Annotated in this window: 5 protein-coding genes; 2 read left to right on the plus strand and 3 right to left on the minus strand. The window is 40.5% G+C overall.

Features of this window, described 5'->3' with window-relative positions:
• Window positions 1-7 precede the first annotated feature (7 nt).
• On the minus strand, window positions 8-2,389 hold the full coding sequence (locus tag DS2_RS16540) for a beta-galactosidase (protein WP_035016017.1): 2,382 nt from the start codon (window positions 2,387-2,389) through the stop codon (window positions 8-10).
• 313 nt (window positions 2,390-2,702) lie between these two features.
• On the opposite strand from DS2_RS16540, the gene DS2_RS16545 reads away from it, so the two are divergent.
• The gene (locus DS2_RS16545) at window positions 2,703-3,782 is read left to right on the plus strand and encodes a glycoside hydrolase family 117 protein (protein ID WP_035016026.1); all 1,080 of its coding nucleotides are present in this window, start codon (window positions 2,703-2,705) and stop codon (window positions 3,780-3,782) included.
• Window positions 3,783-3,906: 124 nt separating this feature from the next.
• Window positions 3,907-4,833 carry a sugar kinase gene (locus DS2_RS16550; protein WP_035016018.1) on the plus strand — a complete coding sequence of 309 codons (927 nt, stop codon included), beginning with the start codon at window positions 3,907-3,909 and terminating at the stop codon, window positions 4,831-4,833.
• 128 nt (window positions 4,834-4,961) lie between these two features.
• Here the strand turns inward: DS2_RS16550 and DS2_RS16555 are convergent, their stop codons facing one another.
• Together DS2_RS16555 and fbaA are read right to left on the minus strand one after the other, a co-directional pair.
• Window positions 4,962-5,927, minus strand: a complete 966-nt coding sequence (locus DS2_RS16555) for a class 1 fructose-bisphosphatase (protein ID WP_035016019.1) — start codon at window positions 5,925-5,927, stop codon at window positions 4,962-4,964.
• Window positions 5,928-5,930: 3 nt separating this feature from the next.
• The coding region (gene fbaA / locus DS2_RS16560; protein WP_035016020.1) for a class II fructose-bisphosphate aldolase at window positions 5,931-6,879 on the minus strand (949 nt) is incomplete at its 5' end.

Here is a 6,879-nt window from a genome sequence, read left to right on the forward strand (position 1 = left end):
TTTATGGCTACTTATTTTGTTTTAAGTGACCATAGCGACGTTCGTATAGCTCTGTGTGCAGTTCTCTAGCTGCTTTGACCATAGCATTGTATGGAATATCAGTTACTGATACAAAACCAACATTATAGTTTTCACCATCATATGCACGACCAGTAATTGGCGAGTCTAGGTATTGGAACCAGTGTGCACCAATGAAGTAGTCGTTGTCGATAATTGAGCGCATATAATCTTTGTACATACGGGCTCTATCTTCTTGATTAGCCGCGTGAATCAAACCAGGGTGGAAGAAACCTGAAGCGGTTGTGCCCATATGGAATTCACCAATGACGGTTGGCATATCCATTTCTTCTAAGAATTTCCATTTGTTTTGAGTTAACCCTTCTTTGTATAAATTAAAGCTGACAACATCAACATATTTTGCAGCTGCTTTAACCACAGGTTTCGGCATACCCCAGTCAGCAAAACGAACGCCCATGTACATATGGTTAGGCATGTATTTAGCTAATGCTTCATCAACAATACGGAAGTATTCAGCAGCATAGTTGTATAACAATTGCTCGTAATCAGCGATTTGTGTTGCATTGTTTACATCAAGTTTGCTGTTGATTTTTCCTTGTTGGAAAGCGTCCCAAGAGGCAACATTGGTTCCCCAAGCTTTATTTAGTTTACTGATTGAGCCGTATTTAGCTTTCATAGTGTCAGTAAACATATTTTTAGTTGGCGAATCATTACCGTCACGCGTTAATGTGTGAATAACAATTCCTAACTCAGATACTTTAGATTCTGGACGACCCCAGCTTTTTTCGTTGTCAATGAATACACCAACACACCAAGGGCTGCCTTTGACTTCGTTGGCAATTGTTTTAACTGTAATATCAGCTCGTTCAGCAAATAACGGGTCGAATGGATCTGGTAAACCACCCCAGAAATCGTTACCACTTGAAACTTGTTTGAAGTCACCAATAATCCAGCCGTTGGCAAAGTAAGGAATACGATTATTTTGATAATACATAGGGTCAATCCAGTTACCGAACGAAGTGAAACCCCAGCTCAGCATGCGATCAACCGTTACTTTAGACCAATCTTTTAAGTATGAATAAGGTGTCGTTTCACCATATTTGCGTTCTAAGTTTGCCATATAGAAGCTAAATACTTCACCACGCTCTAATGGACCCGAGTGTGCACCACGGCGATAACCATAGCTGCTGGCTAACGGATCATCATAGTCTGGCAACCATTCGAACATATTCTTACGAGTTTCAGAGACTAAATGGCGCGTTGGAATCGCAGACGGTGGTGGTGGATTCAACCCTTGTGAATCTTCAGGGGTTACTTCGTCTGCAGTTCTTTGGTTGATTGCAGTTTGGTCAAAATCATAACCAGTCAAAGTAGTCGCGTTTGACATACGTACGTTATCTATACCTGTTGTGAAATATAAATAACCTTCAGGGTCAACTAAGCTCCATTTACCACCCACTTTTTCGGTGCGGAAGTATCCAGTAGCTTCAAGTCTAGGGCCATCTTTCCAACCACTAAATTTGGTCCGGTCAGATATTTTTTTGCCTCCTTGTAGTTCTGCAAGTTCTTTTTCTTTAACTGCAAGCAATTCAGCCTCAGAGTGAATTTTCTCTTCGTATTCCATACGAGAAGGTTGGCCGAATTTATCTACGATATCCACAAGATAGTCAGGATCCATCTTAGGGTTTGGCATTACTCGAACATTGTCAATTGTCACTTCTTTATTGTGAAGATTATATTGCACACTTAACGAGATCTTCGTGATGCCCGATGTGTCGAGGTTTTTATTACCCCACATCCAAATAAATTGAACTTGGTCGTCACCTTCATTCCAAGTGGGTGGGTTAGAACGTAAACCTGAGCTTAAATTAAGCTCAACATTTTCACCGTGTTTATTTTTTGGACTGACTAAATCATGGCCAGCCATCTTTGAGTAATAGGTTTTAGCATCTTCTCCAACTGGCACGTTTACACTGCGGGTATACACTTGACCGTTTTTGTCGAATACGTTCAAAAATAGTTGAGTGGAATACTGCCCAACATTTGAAATATCAAATGCAATGCTAAAGCTTTCGTATTCGCTCCAATCCCAAGGTTGGGCTGGGGTAAATTCAATAGAGGTCCATTCATGTGCTTTAGAATTAAATTTCACATTGAGCGCTTGGTCACCAGAGGTTGCACCTTGCTTTACAATGCTTGCAGTTGCATTAGCTACTTTTACTTCAACAGGTACGGCTGAGTTTTCAAAGTCGAATAATACTTTATCCGGTTTGGTTTCAACTTGGCCTTGAGTATTGCCATCACTTGATTGGCAGGCAGCTAAGCCGATGCCCAGTAACGGAATCGCAGCTATTTTACTTCTGATTTTCATCTAATCACCTTTTAAATTGGCTGATTTACAATTGTTTCGTTGTTTTATGTAGATAGTTAACAAAATGTTTTGTCATAAGTAAAGTAGATCTATAGATTTTTAGCAACTAATTTTTTAGTTTTTAACTATAGTTGGTTCTATTAAAAAGTCTAAAATTCAAATTAGATTAATAAAAACATATTGTTAGAAATTGGCGCTCGGTTATGGTTTAAACCAATTAATTAAAATAATTGTTAACAATATACCATTTGTGCGCTATAGTGCAATTTATTGTGAATATTTAATATATGCCTATTCAGTTGAGGGTCATAATATGTCTGAAAAAAAGTTAAGTTTAGCCAGTAAACGTGCGATTGAACGTGGTTATGATAACAAAGATTCTTCTTGGTTAATTGAATTTGATGTAGAGCCACTACAAGGTGACTTTGAATTTCAAGAGGGCGTCATTCGCAGAGATCCAACTGCTGTTATCTTGGTCGATGGCTTATACCATGTGTGGTATACCAAAGGTGAAGGGGAAACCGTTGGTTTTGGTTCAGACAATCCAGAAGACAAAGTATTTCCTTGGGACTTAACCGAAGTTTGGCATGCAACCTCTACAGATGGTTATACATGGAAAGAACAGGGCAGAGCGATAGGTCGTGGTGAACCAGGACGTTTTGATGACAGAGCGGTGTTTACTCCAGAGGTGTTAGCTCACGATGGCAAATTTTATTTGGTCTATCAAACGGTGCAATTCCCTTATACTAACCGCCAATATGAAGAAATTGCGATTGCATGGGCAGATTCGCCGTTTGGACCTTGGAATAAGTCAGACGCACCAATTTTAAGCCCTTCCAAAGACGGTGAATGGCAAGGTGATGAAGACAATCGTTTTAAAGTTAAATCGAAAGGCAGTTTTGATAGTCACAAAGTACATGATCCTTGTTTAATGGTGTTAAACAACAAATTTTATCTTTATTACAAAGGTGAAACCATGGGCGAGGGGATGAATTTTGGTGGTCGTGAAATTAAACATGGTGTGGCAATTGCTGACAATGTTTTAGGCCCGTATGTAAAATCCGAGTACAACCCAATTTCCAATTCAGGCCATGAAGTGGCTGTATGGAATTACAAAGGTGGCATTGCGTCACTTATCACCACTGACGGTCCAGAAAAAAATACCATTCAATGGGCACCAGACGGAATTAATTTTGAAATTATGTCGCACATCAAGGGCGCACCTGAAGCATTGGGGATTTTTCGTGATCCCGAAGGCAAAGAAATTGAAGCACCTGGTTTAGAATGGGGTTTATGTCATAAATATGATGACAGCTGGAATTGGAACTATATTTGTCGCTATCGTATAAAGCGCCAAATACTTGATGCTGGCACTTTCCAAAATAGTAACTAAATTAAACTAATACATAGATATTTTTATCATTCACATATAAACATTGTTGTTTGTATGTGGTATCTTGTTTGTTTAGATATGTTCCCAATTAACAGGGTGTATGCATACATAAGGTAGTTTAGTTATGACAGGTTTATTGGTTGTTGGCGAGGGTATGGTTGAATTTAAGCAATCAGAAAATGGCCAACTGATGCAAAAATTTGCGGGCGATACTTTAAATGCAGGTATCTACGCTAAGCGCTGGTCGCCAAATACTCAAGTGGGTTATTTTTCGGCGCTCGGTTCAGATATGTTTAGCGATAAAATGCGTGAGTATTTAGCTTCTGAAAACATTTCGGCTGACGCTGTTTACCAAACGGATTCTGCCAATATTGGTATTTACGCGATTCAAACTGATGAACACGGAGAGCGTTCTTTTACTTATTGGCGTAAAGATTCTGCTGCGACGCAAATGGTTGATTTATTGTTGGCTGCGGGTGGTGCAGATCAGTTACCAGCAGCCGACATCATATTTTTCAGCGGTATTTCGTTGGCAATTTTATCTGACGAAAACAAAGGTCGGTTACTTGATATATTGGCCCAGGCAAAAGCAAATGGCAGTAAGATTGCGTTCGATCCCAACTATCGACCACGCATGTGGCGTGATCAATCTCATGCAATCGAGTGGATTGAAAAAGCCTACAAGTTATCAGATATCGCTTTACCAGGTTTAGACGAACATCAAGATTTGTTTGAACAACAAACTGTAGAAGCAGTTAAAAACTATATGTTGCAACTTGGCGTAAGCGAGTTTGTGATTAAAGCGGGTAAACAAGGGGTATATGGTTATACCGCAGAGCATAGTGCATGTCATGTTCCATTTAACCCAGCACCAAAACAGCTTGATTCAACGGCTGCAGGCGACTCTTTCGCTGGCACTTATTTGGTATCTCGGGTTAATGGTCAAAGTGTTTTATCGGCCATAGAAAACGCGGATAAAGTTGCGCGTGAGGTTGTTCAACACCCAGGCGCAATTATGGATATTGAGTTATATAACAAAGCTTTTAAGTAGCTAGCTACTTTTATAGACGGTTTAGTAGTCGTGCTCTTGTAATGAGCAATATAGCAAGGACGCTTTTTTTAATGCTGATCAATAAACCCGCATTTGAGTATTCATATGCGGGTTTTTTAGTTCAAGTGCTAGAGTGTTTTGAGCAAGTAATCAACTTCCTCTTTTGAACCTGTGATAACAGGGACTCGTTGGTGCAATTCACTTGGTTGTATATCTAAAATTCTATCCGTACCAGTAGAGGCTAAGCCGTCAGCTTGTTCTACTAACATCGCCATTGGATTTGCTTCGTAGAGCAAGCGTAATTTTCCTGGTTTAGTTGGCTCATCTGTATTGGCTGGATATAAGAAGATGCCACCACGCGATAATATTCTGTGTACATCACCCACCATAGCGCCATTCCAGCGCATATTAAATTGTCGCTCTCTGCTACCTTCTGTGCCAGCTTGAAGCTCACTAATATAGTCTTTAATGGGTTGATCCCAACGGTGGAAGTTCGACATATTAATTGAGAATTCGCTAGTTTGTGCTGGAATTGATAGTTCTGCTTTGGTTAGCAGGTAACCGCCATGCGTTCTATCTAATGTGTATTGGCGAGTTGGACCGCCTGTTGTCATCACTAAGAGTGTTGAAGGGCCATACAGTACATAACCTGCGCACACTTGGTTTTTACCTGGCTGAGAAAATTGTAAGGGTGAATCGGCCGCAACATCATCTCTTGCAGGGTAGATTGTAAAAATAGTGCCGATTTGACCATTGATGTCAATGTTAGACGAACCATCTAACGGATCGAATGCCACGATGTAAGGCGCGCCGTCTTGCCCTTTAACCACATCGTCTTCTTCTTCTGATGCGATAGCTCGAACATCTGGTGATGATAACAACATGTCTTTAAGTAACTGGTTAGACAGTACATCGAGCTTTTTTTGCGTTTCACCCTGAATGTTTTCATCTAAGGTTGAGCCTAAAACACCACTGAGTGCGCCTTGATTGACACGAAAAGCAATTTCTTTACTTGCTGCCAATATGGTACGAATTAGCATGATGAGCTCTAAGGGTACGTTGTCTGCACGTAACGTTGGTATTAGTCGTTGCATTTATTATTCTCCTGCGTATCTGTTTAGGCAGTTTAATTCGGCAAAACATCGTTGCAGGCGAGCAGACATAGATTCTTCTGCTTTGCGCAACCAAACTCTTGGATCATAGTATTTTTTATTAGGCTTATCTTCACCATCAGGATTGCCAATTTGCTCTTGTAAATAACCTTGGTTAGCATTGTAATAGTTATGAATACCTTGCCAAGTTGCCCATTGGGTGTCGGTATCGATATTCATTTTAACCACACCATACTCAATTGCTTCGGTTATCTCTGCTTGCGAAGAACCTGAGCCTCCATGAAAAACAAAATTTAAACTATTGGTTGGCAGATCAAATTTTTCGCTAACAAACACTTGTGAATTTTTTAAGATTACTGGCGTCAGTTTAACGTTACCGGGTTTGTAAACACCATGCACATTGCCAAATGATGCTGCAATCGTAAAGTTGTGGCTAATCGCAGACAGCTTTTCGTAAGCATATGCTACATCTTCAGGTTGGGTGTAAAGCGCACTGCTGTCGATTCCAGTGTTATCTACACCATCTTCTTCTCCACCCGTGCAGCCCAATTCAATCTCTAATGTCATGCCCATTTTGTTCATGCGCTCAAAGTAGCGAGCGCAGGTTTCAATGTTTTCTTCCAACGATTCTTCTGACAAGTCAAGCATATGCGAACTAAACAGCGGTTTGCCTGTTTTTTCAAAGTGAGATTCGTTGGCATCCAACAAGCCGTCAATCCACGGCAGCAATTTTTTAGCAGCATGGTCTGTATGTAAGATAACAGGTACACCATAAGCTTCAGCTACGGTATGGATGTAATGAGCAGCTGCTACACCGCCTAACACTGCATTTCCATGCCCCTGATAACTGTCTAGTTTGATACTTTTACCTGCAAAAAAGCCTGCACCACCATAGGATAACTGAATGATGATTGGTGATTGAACGGCGGCAGCC

This window comes from Catenovulum agarivorans DS-2 (genome assembly GCF_000568405.1).
Taxonomy (GTDB): Bacteria; Pseudomonadota; Gammaproteobacteria; order Enterobacterales; family Alteromonadaceae; genus Catenovulum; species Catenovulum agarivorans_A.

Bases quoted from the DNA above. Each gene is read 5' to 3' on its own strand.
- DS2_RS16550 (WP_035016018.1), top strand. From the start codon at position 3,907: ATGACAGGTTTATTGGTTGTTGGCGAGGGTATGGTTGAATTTAAGCAA.
- DS2_RS16540 (WP_035016017.1), bottom strand. From the start codon at position 2,389: ATGAAAATCAGAAGTAAAATAGCTGCGATTCCGTTACTGGGCATCGGC.
- DS2_RS16555 (WP_035016019.1), bottom strand. From the start codon at position 5,927: ATGCAACGACTAATACCAACGTTACGTGCAGACAACGTACCCTTAGAG.
- DS2_RS16545 (WP_035016026.1), top strand. From the start codon at position 2,703: ATGTCTGAAAAAAAGTTAAGTTTAGCCAGTAAACGTGCGATTGAACGT.